Here is a 21,786-nt window from a genome sequence, read left to right on the forward strand (position 1 = left end):
GTACCCCCGATCATCTCCAAGGAGGTTGACCCCATGCTCGAACTGACCCTGCTGGTCGCCCTGGCCCTCATCACCCTGCTCGTGATCGGCCGTGCCGCCGGTGCGCGTGAGCTCTCGCCGGCCGGTCTCGGGCGTGGTGTCGCCCGCGGGACCCGCGTGCTGACCCAGACCGGCTCCTCCTGGCGCCCGGTGGAGCACCTGCGCGGCTGATCCCAGCCCCCGGTTCTGCGAACCGGCCCTGCACGACCCGACCGGCGCCGTCCTCGTTCACGAGGGCGGCGCCGGTCTCGTCGTCCTGGGGCCGGGGTGGCCGCGGTCCGGTCGTCCTGGGGCCGGGGTGGCCGCGGTCCGGTCTTCCGTCCTGTCGCGTGCCGGCGGTCGCAGGTCGACCGGTCGTGCCCGCTGCTAGGACCGCAGCGCCTCGATCAGCTCGTCCTTGGTCATCGAGGACCGGCCCTCGACGTCGAGCTCACGCGCCCGCTCCTGCAGCTCCTCGACGGTCCACTCCTCGTACGCCTCGCTCTCCCCGCCCCGGCGCCCCACCTCCTCCCGGGAGCTGTTGGCCGCCGCGTTGGAGATCGCGGCAGCCTTGGCCTTGCTGGCCCCGTCGTCACGCAGGGCCTCGTACATCTCCGGGTCCTTGACGCTGGGTCCGGGGTCCTGGTCCTTCTGCTTCTCAGCCATGGATCCACTGTCGCGCAACGGCCCCCTGCCCTCCACCCGGGAGGGCGGTGCGACCCTTGACCCATGAGCACCGACCGCGTCAGCGTCACCCGCACCATCCCCGCTCCTGCCGAGAAGATCTTCGCGGTCCTGGCCGACCCGTCGCGCCACGCCGAGATCGACGGATCGGGCACCGTGACCACGGCGCGCGGGGGCTCGCGCACCCTCCGCCAGGGGGACAGCTTCGGCATGGACATGCGGTGGGGCGTGCGCTACGCCACCCGCAACGAGGTCGTCGCGCTCGACCCCGACCGGACGATCGCCTGGCGCACGCTGGCCCCCTTCCCCCTCCGGCTGCTGTTCACCGGACGGACCTGGCGCTACGACCTCGTCCCCGTCGAGGACGGCACCCGGGTCACCGAGACGTGGGACGTGAGCACCGAGGCGCCCCTGGGCCGTCCGGCCGTGCGTCGGCTCGCGGGCTACACGCGCCGGTCCATGGAGAAGACGCTGGAGCGCCTCGAGACCGTCGTGGCCGACGGGCGCTGAACACGTGGTCGCCGAGGGCCGCCAGCCCGAGCACAGCGACGTCCTCGTGGTCGGCAGCGGCTTCGGGGGCTCGGTCGCCGCGCTACGGCTGCGGGAGAAGGGGTATGCCGTCACGGTCCTGGAGGCGGGGCGCCGGTTCGCCGACGAGGACTTCGCCGCGACGTCCTGGGACCTGCGCCGCTTCCTCTGGGCGCCCGCGCTGGGACTGCGGGGGATTCAGCGCATCCACCTGCTGCGCGACGTGCTCGTCCTGGCCGGCGCCGGGGTTGGTGGCGGCTCGCTGAACTACGCGAACACGCTCTACCGGCCCCGCTCGGACGCCTTCTTCCGCGACCCCCAGTGGGCGCACATCACCGACTGGCGGGCCGAGCTCGACCCCCACTTCGGCACGGCGGAGCGGATGCTCGGCGTCGTGACCAACCCGACCCTCACCCCCGTGGACGCGCTCTACCGCCGGGTCGCCGAGGAGATGGGGGTCGGCCACACCTTCCGCCGCGCCCCCGTCGGCGTCTTCTTCGGGCGCGACGGGGCCCTCGAGCCCGGCGTCGAGGTGGCCGACCCCTACTTCGGCGGCGACGGGCCGCGACGCACCGGGTGCACCGAGTGCGGCGGGTGCATGGTCGGATGCCGGGTGGGTGCCAAGAACACGCTGGTCAAGAACTACCTGTGGTTCGCCGAGCGGGCGGGTGCCCGGATCGTGCCGGACACGACGGTCACCCGGGTCCGGCCCCGCCCGGAGGGCGGCTACGCCGTCACCACCGTCCCCACCGGCACCCGGTTGGCCCGCCTGCGCCCGGGAGCACGGCATACCCGCACCGCCGACCACGTGGTCCTGGCCGCCGGCGCCTGGGGGACCCAGCACCTGCTCCACCGCCTGCGGCGGGACGGGGACCTGCCCCACCTGTCCGACCGGTTGGGCGAGCTGACCCGGACCAACTCCGAGGCCCTCCTGGGCGCCACCCGCCCCCGGGGCGCCGCCGGGCCGGACCTCACCCGCGGCGTGGCCATCACCTCCAGCTTCCACCCCGACGAGCACACCCACGTCGAGCCGTGCCGCTACGGCCGCGGACAGAACGCGATGGGCCTGCTCAGCACCCCCTACCTCGCCGACGGGGACGCCGACCCCGGTGCGGCCGGCCTTCCCGCGCGGGTCCGCCGGGCGGGCCGGTGGCTGCGGGCCGCCGCCGCCGACCCCCGTGGGCTCGTCGACCACGTGCTCGGGCTGTCCCGCTGGTCGGAGCGCACGACGATCGCGCTGGTCATGCAGACCCTCGACAACTCGATCACCGTCCGGGCGGCGCGCGGGCTGCTCGGCCGCTACCGGCTCACCTCGGGCCCCGGCCACGGGGCGCCCAACCCGACCTGGATCCCGGTCGCCCACCAGGCCGTCCGGCGGATGGCCCGGCACCTGTCCGGACGACCCGGCAGCGCCGTCGGCGACGTCGTCAACGTGCCGATGACGGCCCACTTCCTCGGCGGCTGCGTCATCGGCGACTCGCCGGCCACGGGCGTGGTCGACCCCTACCACCGGGTCCACGGCCACCCGGGGCTGCACGTCGTCGACGGGTCGACGATCTCGGCGAACCTCGGCGTCAACCCGTCGCTGACGATCACCGCGCAGGCCGAGCGGGCGATGTCGATGTGGCCGAGCAAGGGGGCGCCCGACCCCCGCCCCGCGCCCGGCGCGGCATACCGGCGCCTGGACACCGAGACCGACCCTGACGCGGGCTGACCGTCACACCCGGCCCTGCCCTGAGCAATCCCTGAGGGCTCCGTGGACGAACAACCTTGTGGACCCGCCACCCCGGCCGGCCCACGCACGAGGAGGACATCCATGAGGAACGTCACCAGGACCCTGGCCCTCGCCTCGACCGCGCTGGTGCTCGCGGCCGCCGCCCCGGCTCTCGCCCACGACAGGGGGTTCGAGAGCGTGCGGGTCGACCACGAGCTCATAGCGGTGCAGAAGGCCTCCGTCAGCCAGGCCTCCGGCGAGGCTCGCATCCGGACCCTGCCCAACGACATGATGCACGTCCGGGTGCGTGTCGAGGGCCTGACCCCGGGCAGCGTGCTCCACATGCAGCACCTCCACGGGTTCCCGGGCGCGCCCGACATGGGGTGCCCCTCCATGAAGACCACGCCCATGGCCGATGCGAACGGCGACGGTCTGATCAGCGTCGGCGAGGGGGCTCCGTACTACGGCCCCGTGCAGGTGCACCTGAACACCACGGGTGCCACCGACGGCTCGGGTGACTACGCGGTGGCGGACTCGCGCGGCCGGATCCGTTACGAGCGGACGTTCCGGACCACCGCGGCCAACGTCCAGATGGCCGAGCGCTTCCAGGTCGTCGTGCACGGGATCGACCTCGACAAGGACGGCATGCTCGGCTCCCCTCTGGAGGTCTCGATCCCGGCGGTGTGCGGAGGGGCCGCCGACTGAGGTCGCACGTCCGAGCAGCACCCACGGGCTCGGACGGGCCAGGTAGCGGTGCGCCTCCTGAGGCGCGCCACCAGGGGCCCGCCCGCGGTTTCCCCGTGTCCCGGTCACGCCTCCACGACGTCGTGGATCGGCTCCTTCGGGAGCCGCCGCACCCGCTTGGGCCGCCGACGCCGGGCAGGGATGAGGGAGCGCATGCTCTCGTGGCGCCCGAAGCAGAGCAGCCGGTCACCCTCCTCCAGCACCTTGCTCGCCCCCGGGTTGGGTATCACGCGGGTGCCGCGGTGCAGGGTGAGCACCTGGACGTCCCGCTCGCGCAGGCCCGAGTCGCCGATCGTGCGACCGACCATCTCGGACCCGGCGAGCACCGCGATCTCGGCCACGCCGTAGCCGGTGGAGACCGCGAGCCGCTGCCGCACGTCGATGTCGGGGAAGTCGGCCTGGTCGGCGACGTAGTCCACGATCGCGCCCGCGACGTCGAGCTTGGTCGCCGCCTCGATGCCCTGCAGCCCGGGGGAGGAGTTGACCTCCATGACGAGCGGTCCGTCCCGCCCCTCGAGCATGTCCACGCCGGCCACCCGCAGCCCCATGATGTGGGCGCTGCGGACGGCGATCTCGGCGTACTCCGGGTCGAGGTCGACGGCCTCGACCGTCCCGCCGCGGTGCACGTTGGAGCGGAACTCCTCGCCCTGGGCCCGGCGGCGCATCGCGGCCACGACCCGGTCGCCGACGACGAGGGCGCGCACGTCGGTGCCCTTGCTCTCCTTGACGAAGCTCTGCATGAGGACCTGGTGGTTGGTGCCGTGCAACGTCTCCACGATGGCCTCGGCGACCTTGGCCTCGGGGGCGAGGATGACGCCGATGCCCTGGGTGCCCTCCAGCAGCTTGAGCACGACGGGCGCGCCGCCGACCATCTCGATCGCGTGCGGGATCTCCGAGCGGTTGCGCACCAGCACGGTCGCCGGCATCGGGATGCCGTGGCGCGACAGGATCTGGCTGGCACGCAGCTTGTCCCGGCTGTTCATGATGCCGTTGGCGGTGTTCGGCGTGTAGACGTCCATCTGCTCGAACTGCCGCACGACCGCGGTGCCGAAGTAGGTCACCGACGCCCCCACCCGCGGCAGCACGGCGTCGTAGGTCGACAGCGGCCGGCCGCGGAAGTGCAGGTCCGGCTCGGGTCCGGACAGGTCGATGCCGAAGCGCAGCGTGTCCAGGACCTTGACCTGGTGGCCGCGGTCGAGGGCGGCCGTGCGCAGCCGCTGCGTGGAGTAGGCGCGCAGCGACCGCGAGAGGATGGCGAGCTTCATCGGGTGTTCCTGACAAGATGGGGACGTGCCTGGGCAGACCCATGAAACCACCCCGTCGAAGGTCGTCGTCGGCTGGCGTGAGTGGGTACGCCTCGACGCGGTCGGCGTGCCCTGGGTCAAGGCCAAGGTGGACACCGGGGCGCGCACCTCCTCGCTGCACGCGTTCGACCTGCAGCCCGTCTCGGTGGACGGACGGCCGTGGGTCCGCTTCGACGTCCACCCCTGGCAGGCCGGCCCCGAGGACGCGGTGACCGTGGAGCTGCCGGTGCACGACGAGCGCACCGTGCGCAGCAGCTCGGGCCACACCGAGACGAGGTATGTCGTGCTCCTGCAGCTCCTCCTGTGCGGTCGCTCGGTCGACGCGGAGGTGACCCTGACCGACCGGGACGAGATGGGCTTCCGCATGCTCGTCGGCCGGGAGGCGCTCGTGCAGGGGTTCCTCGTCGATCCGGCGCTCTCCTACGCGGGGGGTCGACCCGAGCGGGCCGTGCGCCGGCGGAACTGGGGCCGCTAGTGGCCCCCGCCCGCCGGCGCCCCCGACCCTCCTTCGCCATCGGCACCGTCCGGGTGCGTGCGGGGTCCCGGCAGGAGGTGTCCCTGCCGATCAGCAGGCTCGTCACCGGGGCCGAGGTCAGCCTGCCGGTTCACGTGCTGCACGGCCGCGAGGACGGGCCGACCGTGTGGCTGGACGCGGCGATCCACGGTGACGAGGTCGTCGGGATCGAGGTGATCCGGCGGGTGCTGGCCAAGGTGTCCGCCCGTCGGATCCGGGGGACGCTCATCGCGGTGCCGATCGTCAACGTCCTCGGGGTGATGTCCCGCGACCGGTACCTCCCCGACCGGCGCGACCTCAACCGCAGCTTCCCGGGCGCCGCCCGTGGATCGTTGGCCGCCCGGATCGCGCACCTGATGATGACCGAGATCGTGGCCAAGTGCGACGTCGGCATCGACCTGCACACCGCCTCCGACCGGCGGTCGAACCTGCCGCAGATCCGGTGCGACCTGGAGGATCCGCGCACCCGCGAGCTGGCGGAGGCGTTCGGCGCCCCGGTGCTCTACCACGCCCGGCTGCGCGACGGCTCCCTGCGCTCGGCGGCCCGCGAGCGAGGCGCCCGGGTGCTGCTCTACGAGGCGGGGGAGGCCTGGCGGTTCGACGAGTGGGCGATCACCGCGGGCGTCGACGGGGTGCTGCGGGTCCTGCACGCGCTCGGCATGCTGCCCGAGGACGAGCAGGTGGTCCCTCCAGGTGGGCCCAGCGTGGTGTGCTGGCGCAGCGGCTGGGTCCGCGCCCGGCGCACGGGGATCCTCGGCCTCGAGGTGTCGTTGGGCCAGCGGGTGGTCGCCGGCGAGCGGCTGGGGGAGCTGCACGACTCGTTCGGCCGACGGCTGGCGATCGTCAAGGCAGACCGGGACGGCATCGTCATCGGCCGGACGGAGGCCCCGCTGGTCAACAGCGGGGACGCGCTCGTCCACATCGCCTCCAGCGACCCCGACGACGAACCCGACGGGGCCGAGGTGCCGGTCATCGTCTGAGCGGCCCGCTCGCGCGGCCCCGCCGGAGTGCAGTCGACCAGTGCCCCGGGTGGGGCCACGATCGACTGCGCTGCCCCGGCGGGTCTCAGGACTGGACGGCCCGGGCGGCGCAGGTGTGGACCGCGACCCCGTCGAGGTTCGGCACCGTGGCCGTGAGGACCTTCCTGACCTCGTGAGCGACCGCGTCGGCCTCACCGACGGTCAGGCCCGGGTCCACGTCGACCTCCAGGTCGGCCTCCATCCGGTGACCCGACCAGCGGGCGCGGGCCTGCCGGACGGCCCGCACGCCGGGGACCGCCGCGGTGACCTCCTCCAGCGTGGTCAGCACCTGGGGTTCGATCCCGTCCATCAGCCGGTGCACGGTCGTGCGCATCGAGGCCCACAGCACCAGAAGGATGACGGCCGCGATGAGCAGTCCGACGACAGCGTCCACCTGGGGGTATCCGAGCATCGCCCCGCCGACGCCGAGCAGCACGGCGAGCGAGGTGAGCGCGTCGGTGCGCGCGTGCTGACCCTCGGCCACGAGGGCCGCCGAGCTGATCCGGCGCCCCACCCGGATCCGGTAGCGCGCCACGACCTCGTTCCCGGCCGCCCCCACCAGCGCCGCGGCCGCCACCCAGCCCAGGTTGGTCAGCTCACGGGGCTCCCCGATCGCCCGCACCGACTCCCAGACGATGAGGGCGGCCGACAGGGCGATGATGAGACCGATGAAGAGCCCGACGAGGTCCTCGGCGCGTCGGAAGCCGTAGGGGTAGCGGCGGGTGGGGGCGCGCAGCCCCAGCCGGAAGGCGATGATCAGCGGGATCGTCGTCGCCAGGTGCCCGAGGTTGTGCACCGTGTCGGCCAGGAGGGAGATCGACCCGGAGATCCAGACGATGAACACCTGGACCACCGCGGTGGCGCCCATCCCGATCAGGCTGATCCAGGCGGCCCGGATGCCCTCGGCGCTGGACTCCTCCGCCGACTGGATCGCCTCCGCGTGGTCGTGGCTGTGCGGGGTGAGCGCGTGCCTCAGCCGGCCGAGCAGACTCTGGTCGTGGTCGTGGTCGTGGTCGTGGTCGTGGTCGTGGTCGTGGTCGTGGTCGTGGTCGTCGCGTCCACGGGTGGTGGTTCCCATCACGCCCTCTCGCCGGGGCCGCCCCTGGCCCTCGCGCCGGGGCTGGTTCTGCGCCTGCTCCTGGGTCGGGTCCTGGGCACGGACGGATCCCGCACCGGGCTGCTCCTGGTCCTCGCGCACGAGGCCAGCATATCTGCATATCTGCGAAGATAGTGAATTCGCTAAGGTGGACCTGTGCACGAGCAACCGATCCAGACGGTCCAGGTCCCCGACGACCTGCACGCACGGGCCGTGACGGACACCTTCCGGCTGCTCGCGGACCCGACCCGGGTCAAGCTCCTCTGGGCCCTGCTGCACGGGGAGCACAGCGTGGGAGCGCTCGCCGAGCTGGTCGAGGCCGGTCCGACGGCCGTCAGCCAGCACCTGTCCAAGCTGCGCCTCGCCGGCCTCGTGCACACCCGCCGCGAGGGCACCTACGTCTTCTACCGGGCCGAGGACGACCACGTGCGGCGGCTCCTCACCGAGGCCCTCTCGCACGCCGAGCACGCGACCGGCACCGCCGGCGAGGGTGAGCCCGGCCAGCACCGCTACCGCGCCTGAGCGGGACCGAACGGTGCCGGACCGAGGGTCGGGTGGCCTGGGGCGCTCCGCCGGATGGCGTCGACGGCCGAGCCGGGCGCCGGGAGCCCACCGTCGTCCGGTTCGTGCGGGCCCGGCGCGCGTTTCCGCAGGTCGGTGTCCGAGGTTCGTGGACGAACCGGACGACACTCGGCCGCACAGTGCCCACGGGGCGTCCGTTGCCGACGGGTGACCGTGCGGCGGCCGGCCGCCCGGGCCGACAGTCCGGCTCAGGCCTGAACGGGGCGGATGGTCCAGAGCTGCCAGGCGGCCACGCCGCAGAGGATGCCGCCGGCGAAGGTGAGGAGCAGGCCCGGGCCGGGCATCCAGCCGGCCATGCCGACCAGGCTGAACATGTGGAAGAACTGCCAGACCGGCAGCACGACGCAGATGGCCGCGGCGGCCAGGGCCTGGACGATCGCCAGGAGGCGCAACCGGGCGGGCACGAGGGCCCCGGCGAGGGCGAGCATGGCGACGGTCGCGGTCCACAGACCCGGGCCGCGCATGCCGGTGATGGTGCCGAGCGGGGTGTAGAGCCAGGGGACGAACGCGCCGAGGAGGATCATCAGGCTGGCGGCGAGCAGGCGCATCTGGCCGGGCATCTTGCCGCGGCGGGTGCGAACGGGGGCGGTCTGGGTCGCCATCGGGAGTCAGCCTAACGCGAAGGGTGCTGCAGGGGTATGGAGTGTGCTGTGGGCCGGAGGGCCCGTCCGGCGGGTGGGCGGGGACGGGGGTCCTCCGCCGCCCTGCCGGTCCGGCCCGGCACGGCCGGGGCGGGTGCCCCGACCGTGCCGGCCTGCGGATGGTGCCGGTCCACGGTGACCGGCGGTGACGTCCGTCAGGGGTGACGGGTGTCGGGGTCGTGGTCGTGGTGCTCCCCGTGGAGGAGCTCGTCGTCCAGGGCGCCCGTGGCGTGCGCGGCGACGAGCTCGCTGCGCCCGGGGTAGCGGACCTCCTCGACCAGCTGCTGCATGACCTCGGTCGGCTTCTCGGTGAACTGCGACACCACGATCGTGACGGCGAAGTTGATGAGCATGCCGACGAATCCGAAGCTGGTGGCCGCGATGCCGAAGATGCCCTCGCTGCCGCCGTAGATCGGGATCGTCCAGATCATGTAGGCGAACGTGATGATCAGACCGGCGGCCATGCCGGCCGCGGCACCCTTGGCGGTGCACTTCTTCCAGAAGATCCCCAGGAACAGGATCGGGAAGAAGCTGGCGGCCCCGAGCCCGAAGGCCAGGGCGACCACCTGCGCCACGAACCCGGGCGGGTTGATGCCCAGGTAACCGGCGATGATGATGGCTCCACCCATGGCGAACCGCCCGACCATCAGCTGACGGGCCTCGGTCGCCTGCGGGTTGATCCGCTTGTAGTAGACGTCGTTGGCGACCGCCGAGCTGATGACCAGCAGCAGGCCCGAGGCGGTGGACAGCGCCGCCGCCAGACCGCCGGCGGCGACCAGGCCGATGATCGGGGCCGGCAGGCCCGCGATCTCCGGCGCGGCCAGCACCACGATGTCGTTGTTGATGGCGAGCTCGAAGCCCTCGCCCAGGCCGCCGGCGACGTCGATCGTGCCGTTGCCGTTCAGGTCGTTGACCGTGATGAGGCCGACGTCGCGCCAGGAGGCGAACCAGGCCGGGACGTCGTCGACGCCCGTGCCGGGGATCTGGTTGAGCACGTTGTACTTGCTGAACGCGCCGATGGCCGGAGCCGTCAGGTAGAGCAGCGAGATGAAGAACAGCGCCCACAGGGCCGAGAACCGGGCGGCGCGCACGCTGCGGGCGGTGTAGAACCGCACGATGACGTGGGGCAGACCGGCGGTGCCGAACATCAGCGTGGCCGTCATGAGCAGCATGTTGAGCATGTTCATCTGGGTGAACGCCCCGGTGTAGGCGTTGAGCCCGAACTCGGTCTGCAGCGCGTTGAGCTCGCCCATGATCTGGCCGAAGCCGATCTGCGGGATCGGGATCCCGGTGAGCCTCTGCGAGATGGCCACCGCGGGGATGAGGTAGGCCACGATCAGCACGGAGTACTGGGTCACCTGGGTCCAGGTGATCCCCTTCATGCCGCCGAAGACGGCGTAGGCGAAGACGATCGCCATGCCGATGATGACGCCCAGCGTCTGGTTGACGCCCAGGAACCGCTGGAAGACCAGGCCGACACCGGCCATCTGGCCGGCGACGTAGACGAAGGAGACGACGATCGCCGAGATGACGGCGATGATCCGGGCGGTCTCGGAGAACCGGTCGCCGACGAACTCGGGAACGGTGAACTTGCCGAACTTGCGCAGGTAGGGCGCCAGCAGCAGGGCCAGCAGCACGTAGCCACCCGTCCACCCCATGAGGTAGACCGAACCGGCATACCCGTTGCTGCTGAAGGCGATGATCCCGGCCATCGAGATGAACGACGCGGCGCTCATCCAGTCGGCGGCGATCGCCGCCCCGTTGGCCGGTGCGGGGATGCCGCCGCCGGCGACGTAGAAGCCAGCGGTGTCGGACACCCGGCTGGCGTACGCGATGTAGATGTAGAGGCTGAACGTGATGACGACGAAGACGAGGGTCCAGGCTTGCACGGCGCCCATCAGTGGTGCACCTCCATCTCGTACTCGGTGATCCCGAACGCCTTGTCCAGCTTGTCCATCCGCCACACGTAGACGGCGATGAGGATCAGGAAGGTGAGGATCGAACCCTGCTGGGCGAACCAGAAGCCGAGCGGCATGCCCAGGAAGTTGACGGCGTTCAGCGGCTCGACGAACAGGATCCCCGCCCCGAAGGAGACGAGGGCCCAGATCGTGAGCAGGACCGCCATCAGGCGCAGGTTGCGGCGCCAGTAGGCCTTGCGTTGTGCCATGTCCATCAGGTGACCTCGGGCGTTGGTGGGAAGGTGGGACTCACGGTGATCTCCTCCTCGACGGGGACGGCCCGCCGACGTCCCGGCGGTGTGACCCGCGCCACGGTAGGGCCAGGGTCACCCCCCTGGTGAGTACCGCCGGACCGCGGGTCGTCCGACGGCGCCCACCGGACGACGAACGGTCGTCCTGGCGGGACGAACGGTCGGGGGCGGAGGCGCCTCAGAGGGTCAGCACGGCGGCCAGCAGAGCGGCCGGCAGCGCCAGCTGGGCGGTGGCGCCGAGCACGTCGCCGGTGGCACCGCCGAGGGTCCGCCGGGCGTGGGCGCCCACCACGAGCGCCGCTCCCAGCGCCGCCAGGAGCATCGCCGCCCCGGTCCACCCCAGCAGCGCGCAGAGCAGGACCGGCACGACCCAGGCGAGGAGGGTATGGCGCAGCGCCAGTCCCTGCACCACCGCCCGGCCGGTCCCGTCCTCTCGGGCGTAGGGCAGCAGCAGGGCGACCGGCAGCATCGCCGCCCTGGACAGGGACCAGGCCGTCGCGCCGAGCAGGGCGGCCGCGAGCCACCCGGCGGGGCCGTCCGCACCCCGGCCGGTGCCCAGGATCCCGGACGCCGGGCCCGTGACCGCACCGGCCGTCAGGACCTCGACCAGCAGAGCCCCCTCGAGCAGCAGCGCGAGCACCACGGCGGTCGTCCCGTAGACGCCGGTGGCGTGGTCCTTCATGATCCGCAGGCGCGCCGCGCGGTCCCGGCCGCCCGAGGCGTCCGCGAGGTCTGCCAGGCCGTCGAGGTGCAGCGCGCCGGTGAGCAGATGCTCGACGACGAGCACGAGGACCACCGCGACGAGGACCCCGGTCCACGTCGCCAGCAGGAGGCCCAGGAGCAGGGCCGTCGCACCGAGCAGGGCCCCGACGACCGGGAACCACACCGCCGCCCGGGCGAGGTCGACGGGAGCCGCGCGGTCCGTGCCCTCGCCCGAGCTGCCGCCCCTGGTCGCACCCGCGGTACCGCTCCCGCCCCCACCCGCCGTGCCACCGCCTCCCGCCCGTCGCCGGACCGGGACGCGGGTCAGGAACGCGACGGCGTCGAGGAACCCGGTGCCCACCGCCGGGTCAGACCGTCGGCCGGTCCTGGGCCAGGCCCAGGTCGGCGAAGCTGCCCATCTCGCGCAGCACCGCGACCGCCGACCGGAGCACCGGCACGGCCAGCGCCGCCCCCGTGCCCTCGCCCAGCCGCATCCCCAGCCGCAGGACCGGCTCCAGACCGAGCTCCTCCAGCTGGACGGCGTGCCCGGGCTCGGGGGAGAGGTGGGCGGCGACCATCGCGTCGACGGCCCGCGGGGCCAGCCGGGTCGCGACCACCGCCCCCGCGGTGCTGATGAACCCGTCGAGGAGCACCGGCACCCGCCGGGCCGCCGCGCCGAGCGCCACCCCGGCCAGCGCCGCGATCTCCAGCCCGCCCATCCGGGCCAGCACCTCCCAGGTCCCGCCGGCCCCCTCGTGCCGACGCAGGACCGCGTCGACCGCACGGACCTTGGCGGCGAGCACCTCGCCCGTCACCCCCGTGCCCGGTCCGGTGACGCGGGCCGGGTCGCGGCCCAGCAGCGCAGCGGTCAGCGCGCTCGCGGTGGTGGTGTTGCCGATCCCCATCTCCCCCAGGCCGACCAGGTCGGCCCCCTCGTCCACCAGGTCGGCGGCGAGCGTGACGCCGTGGGCCACGGCGCGCTGGGCCTCGGCGACGCTCATCGCCGGCCCCTCCAGGCTGTTGGCGGTGCCCGCGCGCACCCGGCGGTCGAGCACCTGGTTCTGGCCGGGCTCGATCCGCGGCGGGTCGACGACACCGAGGTCGGCCACCACGAGCCGGACGCCGGACTGGCGGGCGAGCACCCCCACGGCCGCCGTGCCGGCCGCGAACCCCTGCAGCATCAGCCCGGTGACCTCCTGGGGGTAGGCGCTCACCCCGCTCCTGGCGATGCCGTGGTCGGCCGCGCAGACGACGATCGCCGGAGCGTCCACGTGGGGCTGCGCGGTGCCCTGGATGCCGGCGAGGCGGGCGGCCAGCCGCTCCAGCTCGCCGAGGCTGCGCAGCGGCTTGACCTTCCCGTCCATGGCTCCCGCCGCAGCGGCTGCGGCGTCGGCGTCCAGCGGACGGATCGCGGCCACGGCCTGCTCGACGACGGCCAGCGCCTCCCGGTCGTGCTCGGGGCGGGTCATGTCTCCTCCACGGGGTCGAGGGTCAGGGTGCGCCCGGCCACCACGAGCTGGGCCAGGTCGGCGTACCCGGCCACGGTCGCGTTGACCCGGCCGAGCCGGTCGCGGTACTCACGCGCGACCGGGTGCATGGGGACGATGCCCGAGCCGACCTCGTTGGTCACGACCAGCACGGTCCCGGGGTATGCCGCGCCCCACCGGCCCAGGGCGTGCGCCTGCTCGAGGGTGCCGGCCTCGTCGTCGCCGCGCGCCATGAGGTGGGAGACCCACAGCGAGAGGCAGTCGACGACGACCGTGGGGCGGGGACCTGGTCCGGCGCCGAGGTCGAGGTCGAGGTCTGTCAGCGCGGCGACCAGCTCGGTGGGCTCCTCGACCGTGCGCCAGTCACCGGGCCGCTCGGCCCGGTGCCGGGCGATGCGGTCGGCCATCTCGGTGTCACCCTCGTCGGCCCGTCCGGTCGCGACGAGGACCACGGGGGCCCCGGTGCTGCGGGCGCGGCGGACGGCGAGGGACGACTTGCCGCTGCGGGCGCCGCCGGTGAGGAAGGTCATCGGCACGCTGGGCAACCTATCGCGGACCTGTGGACGGACCGACCGTCCGCGCGGCGGGTCGGCGTACCGTGCCTCGCGTGCACCGGCCGGAGGTGCCGGGGCACGCGGCGCGAGGCGCGGTGCGTGCGGTGCGCGGGAGGGGAGGGACCTTGGAGAGCACGCCCGACACGGCGGCGTTCCTGGAAGGGGAGCGTCGGACGATGACGGAGAACATCCGCCCCGGCGACCGGATGGCGGGCGTGAGGTTCGACGAGACGTCGAACGACGTTGTCACGTCGACGACACCCTCGCGATGGCCGCGCTGTCGCGACAACCGCATGGGGGCGATGACTGAACAGCCACGTTGACCAACCCGGTCGACCAGCCTAGTCTCCTGAGGGTGGAGGTCGTGAAGGTGCAGCAGGCCAAGACCCACCTGTCGGCCCTGCTCGCCCGCGTGGAGGTCGGGGAGGAGATCCTGCTCGCCCGGGGTGACCGCGTGGTGGCCCGGCTCGTTCCCGTCGACCCGCGTCCCCGACGGCTCGGCTCCGGGTCCTACCGCCTCCCTGACAGCTTCTTCGACGACCTGCCTGCCGAGGAGCTGGACGCCTGGGAGGGACGGTGACCTCGGGCGTGCCTCTCCTGCTGGACACGCACGTCCTGGTCTGGGCGGTCCACGAGCCGGGCCGGTTGTCCGACGACGCCCGGGCGCTCGTCTCCGACCCCGGTCGCCAGCTGCTCGTCTCGGCCGTCTCCGGCTGGGAGCTGGCCACGAAGCACCGGGTGGGCAAGCTCCCGGGCGGAGCCCTGCTCGTGGCCACCTTCGCTCAGCAGGCACAGGATCTGGGGGCGGAGCTCGTCGACATCACGACGGAGGACGCGATCCTCGCTGGCAGCTTCGGGTGGAGCCACCGCGACCCCTTCGACCGGATGCTGGCCGCCCAGGCGGTGACCCGCTCCGCGGTGCTGGTGACGGCAGACCCGGCGCTCACGGCGCTGGAGGCGGTCCGCACAGCCTGGTGACAGCGCCGGCGGTCCTGACCTGCAGAGGCCGCCCGCCGTCGAGCTGGGAGAGGCCGCCCGCCGTGCTGGGGAGAGCGCCTACCGTCGCGCTGGAAGACAGCGCATGCGGGTCCTCTCAGGAGACGGTCCGGGTCCGCCCTCCCCGGCGCTCGTCCAGCACCACCGGTGGGTCGGCGCTGCGACGGGTCGGACGCGCCCGGGGGGCGGGCACGACGACGAGGTCGCCGGCGACCTCGTGGACGTGGACCGGGTGCCCGTAGACGCGCGAGAGCAGCTCCGGCTCGAGCACCTCCACAGGCGTGCCGAGCGCCGCGAGCTGGCCGCGGTCCAGCAGAGCGAGGCGGTCGGCGTACCGGGCCGCGGAGTCGAGGTGGTGCATGGCGGCGACGACGGTGAGGCCGTCCTGACGGCGCAGCTCGTCGACCAGCTCCAGCACCTCGACCTGGTGACCCAGGTCAAGGGCGCTGGTCGGTTCGTCCAGCAGGAGCACCGGTGACTGCTGCGCGAGCGCCCGGGCGATGACCACCCGCTGGGCCTCCCCGCCGGACAGCCGGCGCACGGAGCGCTCCGCGAAGGAGGTGAGGCCCAGACGGCGCAGGACGTCGGTGGCGACCCGCCGGTCGACGGCCGACTCGGAGCGCAGCCAGCCCACGTGCGCGGTACGCCCGAGCAGGACGTACTCCACGACGCTCATGCCCGGAGGCAGCTCGGGGCTCTGCGGCATGAGGGACAGGTCGGTGGGGCCGGGCAGCGACCCGGTGCCCAGCTCGACCGTGCCGGTGCTCGGGACGAGGCCCACGAGAGCCCGCAGCAGTGTCGACTTGCCCGAGCCGTTCGGACCGATGAGCCCCAGCCACTCGCCGGTGCGCAGGTCCAGGTCGGTGCCCCGCAGCACCTCGGTGCCGTCGTGGACGACCCGCAGGTCCCGGACCCGCAGCGCGTCGAGCGGGCGCAGGGGTGCCGCGGCCGACCGGGCCGAGGCCCCGGAGGCCGACCCGGAGGTCGACCCGGAGGTGGCCCCGGAGGTCGACCCGGGCGCCCGCCGTCCCGACAGCCGGGAGGACAGCGGCAGGGACCGGGCGGTCGGAGGTGGAGGGGGACGGGGGGTCATGGATCCTGCCTTCCGCGCCACAGGACGAAGGAGAAGAACGGGGCGCCCACGAAGGCGGTGATGACGCCGACGGGCAGCTCCGCGGGGGCGGCCAGGGTGCGGGCCCCCACGTCGGCGACCGTGAGGAACGCGGCGCCCACGAGGGCCGACAGCGGCACGAGGACCCGGTAGGAGTGGCCTACGAGCAGTCGCACCACGTGCGGGGTCACCAGCCCGACGAAGCCGATGAGGCCGCTGACCGACACCGCGGCGGCGGTGATGAGGGTGGCGGCCCCCACGACGACGAGGCGGGAGCGGGCCGGCCGCAGGCCCAGCGCCCGCGCCTCGTCGTCGCCGAGCCGCAGCACGTCCAGGTGGCGGGCGTGCAGGACCAGCACCAGCCCGGCGAGCAGGACGTAGGGCAGCAGCAGCAGGACCGGTGCCCAGCCGTGGGTGGCCAGCCGGCCGAACAGCCACGAGAGGACCTCCCGGGCCGCGGTCTGGTCGAGGCGCTGCAGGGCGAAGGTCTGCGAGGCGGAGAACAGGGCGGCCATGGCCACCCCCGCCAGGAGCAGCGTGGCGGGGTCGCGGAACGAGCCGCGGGCCACCATCACCGACCCGGTCACCGCCAGCAGCGCCCCGAGGAACGCCGCCGCCGGCAGGGCGCCCACCGGGCCCCAGGACAGGTCGAGCCCGAAGCCGAGCGCCAGCACGGCGCCGAGCCCGGCCCCGGCCGAGACGCCCAGCAGGTAGGGGTCGGCCAGCGGGTTGCGGAAGACCCCCTGGTAGCCGGCGCCGGCCACCGCCAGGGACGCGCCGACCAGCGCGGCCAGCGCCGTGCGCGGCAGCCGGATCTGCCACAGCACGGCCTCCTGCTGGGCGGTGAGGGTCTGTTCCACCGTGACGCCCGGCAGCGCGCCGACCAGCGAGCGCACGACGCCCTCCACCGACAGCCCCGCGGCCCCCTGGGTGACCGACACCAGCGCCGCCAGGGCCAGCAGTGCGGTCGCGCCCAGGACGGCCGGCCAGGTCAGCCGGAAGGCCCGGGCGGCTGCCTGGTCCAGCGGGTCGCCCGGTCGGGGAGCGGTGGTGGTGGAGGTCATCGGGGAGCTCGTCGTGGTCGCGTGGGGTTGGTCGTGATCGTCGTGATGGTCGTGATCGTCGAGGTGGTCGAGTCTCGCCCGGTCAGCGACCGGCCGGCACGGCGGCGGCCTCGGAGAGCGCCTCGGCGAGGGTCTGCACGAGCTGCGGCAGACGGGGTCCCCAGCGCGAGGCGATGTCGGCGTCCACCACGACCACCGCGTCCTGCTGCACCGCGGTCACCTCCGACCACCCGGGACGGGCGGCGACCTCCTCGGGCCCGTAGCCGATCTCGTCGGTGATGACGATCAGCTCCGGGTCCGCCGCGACGACCGCCTCCTCGGTGAGCTGGGGGTAGCCGCTGGCGTCCGTGTCGGCCTCGTCGGCGATGTTCTCCGCACCCAGCTCGGCGTAGACCGAGCCGATGAAGCTGGAGCTGCTGGCGGCGAAGAAGGTGTCGTCCACCTCGTGGTACACCCGCACCTGCGCACCCTCCGGCGCGGCGGCATACGCATCGTCCATCTCCGCGCGCATCTGCGCGACCACGTCGGCGGTCTCGTCCACGTGCCCGGTGAGCAGGCCGAGGGCGGCGATGTCGTCGTAGCCGCTCTCCACGTCGGCCGGCGGGGCGTTGACGAAGACCGGGATGTCCAGGGCGTCGAGCGAGGCGACGAGGTCGCCCGGGTCGTAGGCGACGACGACGAGGTCCGGCTCGTAGGCCGCGACCGCCTCCACGTTGGGCTCGAAGCCGGACAGGTCGGTCGTCGGGGCCTGCGCCGGGTAGGTCGAGAACTCGTCGGCCGCGACCACCTGGTCGCCGGCGCCGATCGCGAAGAGGATCTCGGTGGCCGCCGGGGACAGCGACACGATCCGTTCGGGCCGCTCATCCAGGGTCAGCTCACCCGTGGGGGTGTCGACGGTGACGGGGAAGTCGCCACCGCCCTCGGCGGCCCCGGCGCCGGCCGTGGCGGTGTTCCCGTCCTGCGCCGCGGTCGCCCCCGCGGCCTCACCAGTGGCGTCGTCCTCGGTGTCGTCCCCGGCGGAGGTCGCCGGTGCACCCGCACCCTCGTCCGGGTCGTCGGTGGCGCACCCGGCCAGCAGCAGCCCCAGGGCTGCGGCGGCGGCCAGGGTCCGGGGTGCGCGATGGGCGCGTGCGGAGCGGGGAGGGACGGGGGTATGCGGTGTGCGTGCGTCGGTCATGGGGGTCCTCCTGTCGGTCGAGGTGGGGTTTCGCTCGAGCGACAGGGCCCTGCGGTTCCGGGGCCGTCGTCCGAACCGGCCCTGGGTCCTCGAGGGCGTGTGGTGCGGATCACCGTGCAGTTCGACCGGACTCGGCCTCCGACTGCTGGTCGGGGGCTCCACCGTTGCGGGACAGTGCCGGGTTCTCACCGGACTTCGTCTGCACGACGTCGTCACTGTACCCCCGGGTGCGCAGGGGCCGCGCCGGGAACCCGGCCGACGAGCGCCGGCCGGCGCCCCGGACGGCCCGGAAAGGGTCCCGGAGAGGCCGTTTTCCGTTCCACGACGCGGATCTGGGCGTGTTGCTTGGCAATCCGGGCCGCGATCTGCCTACCGTGAGGCGACCCATCCATGCGATGAAAGGCTGTACCCATGAGCAAGAAGGTCATCGTCGAGGCCGTCGCCCGTGAGGCGGGCATGACCCAGGCCGCTGCCGACAAGGTCGTCAGCTCCGTCCTCGAGGCCGTCTCGGCCGAGCTCGCCAAGGGCGAGAAGGTCGCGTTCCCCGGCTTCGGCACCTTCGAGGTCCGCGAGCGCGCGGCCCGCACCGGCCGCAACCCCCAGACGGGCGCGGAGATCCAGATCGCCGCGAGCAAGTCCGTCGGCTTCAAGCAGGGCTCGAAGCTGAAGGACCGCGTCAACGACTGATCCGTCCCAGACGCGTCGCGACGCCCGGTCCCCACGAGGGGCCGGGCGTCGCGCGTTTCCCGCCGGAGCAGCCGCGCCGCCCTCAGCAGCTCCGCCTCGCAGCCGCAGTGGCCCCGCCGCCCCCTCAGCAGCTCCGCCTCGCAGCGGCCGTGCCTCACCCGGTGACGCCGCGCCCGGAGCTCTCCACGTCGTGGACGTGGTGCTCCACGTCGTGCAGGAGGTACACCGCCAGCGTCGCCACCGTGAACGCCGTCCCCGCCCGGTAGCCCCGCCGCCCCCAGGCGTCGTCCGGAACGGCGTCGAAGGCCTCGGCGGTGGAGCCGGCCTCGGCCGCCAGCTGCCGGGCGACCTCGTCCGGATCCTCCTCGGCGTAGCGACCCTCGACCGCCGCCAGGTCCTGGTCCCAGCCCGCGAACTGCGCCCCGTCCTCGGCCAGCATCAGGGCCAGTCGCTCCCGCATGACGACGAGGACGTCGCGCACGTGCGCGGCATACTCCAGCGGGGACCACACCGTGGGGGCGGGGCGCTCGCGCACGTCGTCCTCGGCGAGCCGCGACCGCCAGGTCGGCACGCTCGCACGCAGGCGTTCCCCGACCGTGCGGACGTCGACGTCGGGGTCGAAGCCGCACTCCGCGCACCCGTCGGTGAGAACGACGGTCCAGTCCTTGGTGTCGGGAGGTACCGGCCGGGGGCGACCGCCTGTCGCGTCGTGGTCCATGCCCGCATCGTGACACGCCTGCCCTAACCACTTGTCACCAGATCGATAACCATGCATGATGGTCCGCATGACGTCGACGGGCTGGCACCTGACCCGGTGCGCCGAGCTGGACCTTCTGCGCGTCAGCAGCATGCTGATGTGCACGTGTCGCTGACCCCCGCCCCGCCGACGCGCGTCTGACCCGCCGGCCGCCCGACCTCCTCGGTCAGGCAAGGCCGTCCCGCGCCGCACGCACCGACGCCGCACGCACCGACGCCGCCTGCACCTCACCCGGGTCGCCCGGGTACCGGCTGCTGGCTGCTGGCTGCTGCCCCCCGACGCTCCCGTCCTCCGCCCTCGTCGGACCCGCGCCGCTCCGGCCCGTTCCGACCCAGATCCCTCCGTTCCTCCGGCCGAGACCGCCCCCTGCCCGACCGCACCGCAAAGGCTGCCCCATGACCACCTCCACCCCCACCGTCCCTCCCGTCGTACCTCCTTCCGCCGCCGCCCGTGCCGGCTCACCTCCGACCGGCGCCCGGGTCCGTCCCTCGCGCCCGGGTCAGCCTCAGGGTCAGTGGGCGGTGGACGGGCGCGAGCCGCTGAACGCCAACGAGGTCTTCAAGGCCGCCGACAACGGGCTCAACGTCCACGAGCGCATCGAGACGATCTACGCCCACGAGGGCTTCGACTCGATCCCGACCGACGACCTGCACGGCCGGTTCCGCTGGTGGGGGCTGTACACCCAGCGGCGCCCCGGCATCGACGGCGGGCGCACCGCCCAGCTGGAGCCGCACGAGCTGGAGGACCGCTACTTCATGCTCCGCGTCCGCATCGACGGCGGAGCGCTGAGCACCGCCCAGCTGCGGGTGATCGGCGAGCTGTCCACCGAGCTGGCCCGGGACACCGCCGACATCACCGACCGGCAGAACATCCAGCTGCACTGGGTGCGGGTCGAGGACGTGCCGCAGATCTGGGCGCGGCTGGAGGCGGTCGGGCTGTCCACGACCGAGGCGTGCGGCGACACCCCCCGGGTGATCCTCGGCTCCCCGGTCGCCGGGGTGGCCGCCGACGAGATCATCGACCCCACCCCGGTCATCGACGAGATCGTCACCCGTTTCGTCGGAGACCCCGAGCTGGCCAACCTCCCCCGCAAGTTCAAGTCCGCCATCACCGGTCACCCGAGCCTTGACGTCGTCCACGAGATCAACGACATCTCCCTCGTCGGCGTCGTCCACCCCGAGCTCGGTCCCGGCTACGACCTGTGGGTCGGTGGCGCGCTGTCCACGGCGCCGCGGCTGGCCGAGCGGCTCGGGGCCTTCGTCCCGGCCGACCAGGCCGCCGAGGTCTGGCACGGCGTGGTCCGGATCTTCCGCGACCACGGCTACCGGCGCCTGCGCACCAAGGCGCGCCTGAAGTTCCTGCTCGCCGAGTGGGGTCCGGAGAAGTTCCGGCAGGTCCTGGAGACGGACTACCTCGGCCACCCGCTGCCCGACGGTCCGGCGCCCGCCGCGCCGAGCGGACCCGGCGACCACGTCGGGGTGCACCCCCAGAAGGACGGGCTGCGCTACGTCGGGCTCGCCCCCACCGTCGGCCGCCTCCCGGGCAGCGCCCTGCAGCGGCTGGCCGACCTGGTCGAGGCCGTGGGGTCCGGGCGCGTCCGGCTGACCCCGCACCAGAAGCTCATCGTGCTGGACGTCCCCCCCGACCGGGTCGACGAGCTCCTCGAGGGCGCGGCCCGCCTCGGTCTGACCGCCACCCCCTCGGTGTTCCGCCGCTCCACGATCGCCTGCACCGGCATCGAGTTCTGCAAGCTGGCCATCGTGGAGACCAAGGCGACGGCCGCCACCGCCGTCGCCGAGCTCGAACGGCGCCTGGCCGACGTCGAACCGCTCCTGGACAGCCCGATCAGCCTGCACGTCAACGGCTGCCCCAACTCCTGCGCCCGCATCCAGACGGCCGACATCGGGCTGAAGGGCCAGATCATCACCACCGGCGCCGGGGTGCAGACGCCGGGCTTCCAGGTCCACCTCGGCGGGGGACTGGCCTCCGTCGACCTCGAGGAGCCGGGCCTGGGCCGGACCGTCCGCGGGCTGAAGGTCTCGGCCGAGGAGCTGCCGGACTACGTGGAACGGGTCGTGCGCAGGTATGCCGCGACGCGCACCCCGGGGGAGACCTTCGCCCGCTGGGCGCACCGCGTGGACGACGAGGAGCTGCGGTGAACCGCACCGACCTGGGCCTCGCGCCCGCGCCGCGAGCGG

At 73.6% G+C, this 21,786-nt stretch carries 25 protein-coding genes; 12 read left to right on the forward strand and 13 right to left on the reverse strand.

Annotation, left to right across the window (positions count from 1 at the left end; all coding sequences use genetic code 11):
• The first annotated feature begins 33 nt into the window (after nucleotides 1-33).
• A complete protein-coding gene (locus tag ACWHYA_RS05295; RefSeq protein ID WP_425943350.1) occupies nucleotides 34-210 on the forward strand; it encodes a hypothetical protein in 177 nt (58 codons plus the stop codon).
• Nucleotides 211-405: 195 nt separating this feature from the next.
• Here ACWHYA_RS05295 and ACWHYA_RS05300 read toward each other — a convergent pair whose 3' ends face one another.
• On the reverse strand, nucleotides 406-684 hold the full coding sequence (locus tag ACWHYA_RS05300; protein ID WP_425943349.1) for a DUF7218 family protein: 279 nt from the start codon (nucleotides 682-684) through the stop codon (nucleotides 406-408).
• A gap of 63 nt (nucleotides 685-747) precedes the next feature.
• On the opposite strand from ACWHYA_RS05300, the gene ACWHYA_RS05305 reads away from it, so the two are divergent.
• From ACWHYA_RS05305 to ACWHYA_RS05315, 3 genes are all read left to right on the forward strand, one after another.
• On the forward strand, nucleotides 748-1,212 hold the full coding sequence (locus ACWHYA_RS05305; protein WP_425943348.1) for an SRPBCC family protein: 465 nt from the start codon (nucleotides 748-750) through the stop codon (nucleotides 1,210-1,212).
• A gap of 4 nt (nucleotides 1,213-1,216) precedes the next feature.
• Complete coding sequence (locus ACWHYA_RS05310) at nucleotides 1,217-2,944, forward strand: GMC oxidoreductase (protein WP_425943347.1); 1,728 nt, start codon at nucleotides 1,217-1,219, stop codon at nucleotides 2,942-2,944.
• Nucleotides 2,945-3,046: 102 nt separating this feature from the next.
• Complete coding sequence (locus tag ACWHYA_RS05315; protein WP_425943346.1) at nucleotides 3,047-3,649, forward strand: hypothetical protein; 603 nt, start codon at nucleotides 3,047-3,049, stop codon at nucleotides 3,647-3,649.
• A gap of 104 nt (nucleotides 3,650-3,753) precedes the next feature.
• Here ACWHYA_RS05315 and ACWHYA_RS05320 read toward each other — a convergent pair whose 3' ends face one another.
• Nucleotides 3,754-4,953 carry a RimK family alpha-L-glutamate ligase gene (locus tag ACWHYA_RS05320; RefSeq protein WP_425943345.1) on the reverse strand — a complete coding sequence of 400 codons (1,200 nt, stop codon included), beginning with the start codon at nucleotides 4,951-4,953 and terminating at the stop codon, nucleotides 3,754-3,756.
• Nucleotides 4,954-4,978: 25 nt separating this feature from the next.
• On the opposite strand from ACWHYA_RS05320, the gene ACWHYA_RS05325 reads away from it, so the two are divergent.
• Entirely contained in the window at nucleotides 4,979-5,467 is a 489-nt protein-coding gene (locus tag ACWHYA_RS05325; RefSeq protein ID WP_425943344.1) for an ATP-dependent zinc protease family protein, read from the forward strand.
• 53 nt (nucleotides 5,468-5,520) lie between these two features.
• Nucleotides 5,521-6,486 carry a succinylglutamate desuccinylase/aspartoacylase family protein gene (locus ACWHYA_RS05330; protein WP_431473287.1) on the forward strand — a complete coding sequence of 322 codons (966 nt, stop codon included), beginning with the start codon at nucleotides 5,521-5,523 and terminating at the stop codon, nucleotides 6,484-6,486.
• Between the two features lie 85 nt (nucleotides 6,487-6,571).
• On the opposite strand, the gene ACWHYA_RS05335 is transcribed toward ACWHYA_RS05330, so the two are convergent.
• A complete protein-coding gene (locus ACWHYA_RS05335; protein ID WP_425943342.1) occupies nucleotides 6,572-7,723 on the reverse strand; it encodes a cation diffusion facilitator family transporter in 1,152 nt (383 codons plus the stop codon).
• Nucleotides 7,724-7,777: 54 nt separating this feature from the next.
• On the opposite strand from ACWHYA_RS05335, the gene ACWHYA_RS05340 reads away from it, so the two are divergent.
• A complete protein-coding gene (locus tag ACWHYA_RS05340) occupies nucleotides 7,778-8,143 on the forward strand; it encodes an ArsR/SmtB family transcription factor (RefSeq protein WP_425943341.1) in 366 nt (121 codons plus the stop codon).
• A gap of 248 nt (nucleotides 8,144-8,391) precedes the next feature.
• Here the strand turns inward: ACWHYA_RS05340 and ACWHYA_RS05345 are convergent, their stop codons facing one another.
• From ACWHYA_RS05345 to ACWHYA_RS05370, 6 genes are all read right to left on the reverse strand, one after another.
• A complete protein-coding gene (locus tag ACWHYA_RS05345) occupies nucleotides 8,392-8,805 on the reverse strand; it encodes a hypothetical protein (RefSeq protein WP_425943340.1) in 414 nt (137 codons plus the stop codon).
• 194 nt (nucleotides 8,806-8,999) lie between these two features.
• Nucleotides 9,000-10,742 (reverse strand): sodium:solute symporter family protein, encoded by a 1,743-nt coding sequence (locus tag ACWHYA_RS05350; protein ID WP_425943339.1) that lies wholly within the window; start codon nucleotides 10,740-10,742, stop codon nucleotides 9,000-9,002.
• The gene (locus ACWHYA_RS05355; RefSeq protein WP_431473284.1) at nucleotides 10,742-11,017 is read right to left on the reverse strand and encodes a DUF4212 domain-containing protein; all 276 of its coding nucleotides are present in this window, start codon (nucleotides 11,015-11,017) and stop codon (nucleotides 10,742-10,744) included. Before ACWHYA_RS05355 ends, ACWHYA_RS05350 begins: the two co-directional genes overlap by 1 nt.
• Before the next feature lie 214 nt (nucleotides 11,018-11,231).
• Complete coding sequence (locus ACWHYA_RS05360; RefSeq protein ID WP_425943337.1) at nucleotides 11,232-12,116, reverse strand: adenosylcobinamide-GDP ribazoletransferase; 885 nt, start codon at nucleotides 12,114-12,116, stop codon at nucleotides 11,232-11,234.
• Nucleotides 12,117-12,123: 7 nt separating this feature from the next.
• Complete coding sequence (gene cobT, locus ACWHYA_RS05365) at nucleotides 12,124-13,224, reverse strand: nicotinate-nucleotide--dimethylbenzimidazole phosphoribosyltransferase (RefSeq protein ID WP_425943336.1); 1,101 nt, start codon at nucleotides 13,222-13,224, stop codon at nucleotides 12,124-12,126.
• Nucleotides 13,221-13,772 carry a bifunctional adenosylcobinamide kinase/adenosylcobinamide-phosphate guanylyltransferase gene (locus tag ACWHYA_RS05370; RefSeq protein ID WP_425943462.1) on the reverse strand — a complete coding sequence of 184 codons (552 nt, stop codon included), beginning with the start codon at nucleotides 13,770-13,772 and terminating at the stop codon, nucleotides 13,221-13,223. Before ACWHYA_RS05370 ends, cobT begins: the two co-directional genes overlap by 4 nt.
• Before the next feature lie 149 nt (nucleotides 13,773-13,921).
• Between ACWHYA_RS05370 and ACWHYA_RS05375 the strand changes: the two genes are divergently transcribed.
• From ACWHYA_RS05375 to ACWHYA_RS05385, 3 genes are read left to right on the forward strand one after another with little or no spacing between them, the layout of a single operon-like run.
• On the forward strand, nucleotides 13,922-14,119 hold the full coding sequence (locus tag ACWHYA_RS05375; protein WP_425943335.1) for a hypothetical protein: 198 nt from the start codon (nucleotides 13,922-13,924) through the stop codon (nucleotides 14,117-14,119).
• A gap of 32 nt (nucleotides 14,120-14,151) precedes the next feature.
• Nucleotides 14,152-14,376 (forward strand): type II toxin-antitoxin system Phd/YefM family antitoxin, encoded by a 225-nt coding sequence (locus ACWHYA_RS05380; protein ID WP_425943334.1) that lies wholly within the window; start codon nucleotides 14,152-14,154, stop codon nucleotides 14,374-14,376.
• A gap of 8 nt (nucleotides 14,377-14,384) precedes the next feature.
• Nucleotides 14,385-14,774, forward strand: coding sequence for a type II toxin-antitoxin system VapC family toxin (locus tag ACWHYA_RS05385; protein ID WP_448095561.1), 390 nt, complete (start codon nucleotides 14,385-14,387; stop codon nucleotides 14,772-14,774).
• Between the two features lie 115 nt (nucleotides 14,775-14,889).
• Here the strand turns inward: ACWHYA_RS05385 and ACWHYA_RS05390 are convergent, their stop codons facing one another.
• From ACWHYA_RS05390 to ACWHYA_RS05400, 3 genes are all read right to left on the reverse strand, one after another.
• Nucleotides 14,890-15,885: an ABC transporter ATP-binding protein gene (locus ACWHYA_RS05390; protein WP_425943332.1), complete on the reverse strand. Its 996-nt coding sequence runs from the start codon at nucleotides 15,883-15,885 to the stop codon at nucleotides 14,890-14,892.
• Nucleotides 15,882-16,967 carry a FecCD family ABC transporter permease gene (locus tag ACWHYA_RS05395; RefSeq protein WP_425943331.1) on the reverse strand — a complete coding sequence of 362 codons (1,086 nt, stop codon included), beginning with the start codon at nucleotides 16,965-16,967 and terminating at the stop codon, nucleotides 15,882-15,884. The genes ACWHYA_RS05390 and ACWHYA_RS05395 overlap by 4 nt, the downstream gene beginning before the upstream one ends.
• An 82-nt stretch (nucleotides 16,968-17,049) precedes the next feature.
• Nucleotides 17,050-18,144, reverse strand: a complete 1,095-nt coding sequence (locus ACWHYA_RS05400; RefSeq protein ID WP_425943330.1) for an ABC transporter substrate-binding protein — start codon at nucleotides 18,142-18,144, stop codon at nucleotides 17,050-17,052.
• A gap of 411 nt (nucleotides 18,145-18,555) precedes the next feature.
• Here ACWHYA_RS05400 and ACWHYA_RS05405 point away from each other — a divergent pair, with 411 nt between their 5' ends.
• Entirely contained in the window at nucleotides 18,556-18,831 is a 276-nt protein-coding gene (locus ACWHYA_RS05405) for an HU family DNA-binding protein (RefSeq protein ID WP_425943329.1), read from the forward strand.
• A 154-nt stretch (nucleotides 18,832-18,985) separates the two neighbouring features.
• Here the strand turns inward: ACWHYA_RS05405 and ACWHYA_RS05410 are convergent, their stop codons facing one another.
• Nucleotides 18,986-19,549 (reverse strand): DinB family protein, encoded by a 564-nt coding sequence (locus ACWHYA_RS05410; RefSeq protein ID WP_425943328.1) that lies wholly within the window; start codon nucleotides 19,547-19,549, stop codon nucleotides 18,986-18,988.
• 434 nt (nucleotides 19,550-19,983) lie between these two features.
• Here ACWHYA_RS05410 and ACWHYA_RS05415 point away from each other — a divergent pair, with 434 nt between their 5' ends.
• Entirely contained in the window at nucleotides 19,984-21,747 is a 1,764-nt protein-coding gene (locus tag ACWHYA_RS05415; protein WP_425943327.1) for a nitrite/sulfite reductase, read from the forward strand.
• The last annotated feature ends 39 nt before the right edge of the window (nucleotides 21,748-21,786 follow it).

This window comes from Ornithinimicrobium carbonis (genome assembly GCF_977012275.1).